This window comes from Gardnerella sp. 26-12 (assembly GCF_001660745.1).
GTDB classification, from domain to species: Bacteria; Actinomycetota; Actinomycetes; order Actinomycetales; family Bifidobacteriaceae; genus Bifidobacterium; species Bifidobacterium swidsinskii.
The window spans coordinates 1-1,596 of the sequence record NZ_LWSR01000147.1 but is presented as its reverse complement, the minus strand read 5'-3'; the positions used below and the strand labels follow the sequence as shown (position 1 = coordinate 1,596).

The window sequence follows — 1,596 nt, the reverse complement described above, 5'->3', positions numbered from 1 at the left end:
ATTAAATATTACAAATAATCATGCGAGCGCCGCATAGCTAGTGTTTGGCAACTGCGGCAAAACAACAATCAAACCGGCAGTAAAAATCAGCGCGAGTATAGGCAAAAGCTGCCATTGGCACGTAGATGAGAATGCAAATCCAATCCAAGAACCAGTAGTAGCACCAATCGCAAACGCAAGGCGCGCCCAACCAGAAAACTTAGCGAGAGTACTCCCTTTAAACAGAATCTGACGCGCAACAATAATCGGCTCTACTAGTAACATTCCACCAATCGCTTGAAGGAAGAATGCGAAGCAAATCATTGGCAAAAGATTAATAAACATAAGGCAATAAGCGAGCAAGCTCACAGCAATACCTAAAATCGCTACTTTTCTTAAACCGAGTTTTTGAGAAGAGTGCGCATATAAAACGGACGCGAGCACGCTTCCTACACCAGTGAAAATATACAGTATTGTTAAAGATTGAGAGCTATATTGTTTACCGATACCGAGAAGAATATAGGAAACAGAGCATGCAGGAATAAAAGCAACCAAAAGAGATCCTGCAAGAAGCATGATTTTACTCTTGAGTGACGGATTCGCAGATTGCTTAGCTGCAGATTTATTGGCAACGTCATTTTCTTGCGATACTTGCGATACTTGCGATACTTCTCCTTCTTCACTAATCGCTTGCGATTCATTCTCTACATCTTGCAACGCTTCCTCTTCTGCGCAAGACGCTTGCGCAATGTCTTGTTTCATAATAAATCGCGTAGCACAAGCCGCGAAAGAAGTCACGGACGAGAAAATCAAAACCGCAGGAATCGACCAGCTCGCAATCCACGATCCTAATGGAGAGCCAAGTAATGTTCCTGTAATACTTGCCAAAATGCTCACAATGCCGCTGTAGTTTACAATCATGCTGTCGTCGCCGCCTGCAGCATCAACCTCGAAAACTTCGCTAGCAATATCAATCACTTGACCTGTAATCAACAATGCACAAGAAAGAGCTACAAGCGACCACTTCCACGCAGGAGAGCCAAACATAAGAAGCGGCAGCAAACCGAGCACGCCTTCTACGCCCTCAGTCATAGCAAGAGCGCGAAAACCGCCAAGCTTATCAACAATCCAACCAGAGCATGGCGAAAGAAAATCGGCAACCGTCATAAAAGTCTTACGAAAACCAATCACCCAAGCTGGCAAACCCACAATAATAATAGAAGGCAAAACCGATCCTTCATACGCTTGATTGCCGAGCATAGAAAAACAGAAGCCAACCAAAGCCCATCGCAATGCTGGACTAATAGATCTCATACGAATAAAAATATTATTCCGCTTACCAATAGCCTTCATAATAAGCCCCTTATAAATTACATTAATTGTGTTGACGAATCGACATTATTGATTTACGTTTTCTTAGACGACCTATAAGTTCAGCAGGAAAACCATGACGAATAACATGAAAACGTTCCAATCCTGGTGCGACAATTTGCACAACACTAGGATTGCATTTCATCGATTTACGCTCATAGTGGAATGCGTCACGTTTCCATATATCTATTCCGTACTTATGAAGATCATTTACTATATTATTTATCCTGTCTCTTATACACATCT

The 1,596-nt window shown here is 42.4% G+C and carries 1 protein-coding gene; it reads right to left on the bottom strand.

Annotation, left to right across the window (positions count from 1 at the left end):
* Positions 1–18 precede the first annotated feature (18 nt).
* Positions 19–1,332 carry an MFS transporter gene (locus A5295_RS05930; RefSeq protein WP_064622165.1) on the bottom strand — a complete coding sequence of 438 codons (1,314 nt, stop codon included), beginning with the start codon at positions 1,330–1,332 and terminating at the stop codon, positions 19–21.
* Positions 1,333–1,596 lie beyond the last annotated feature (264 nt).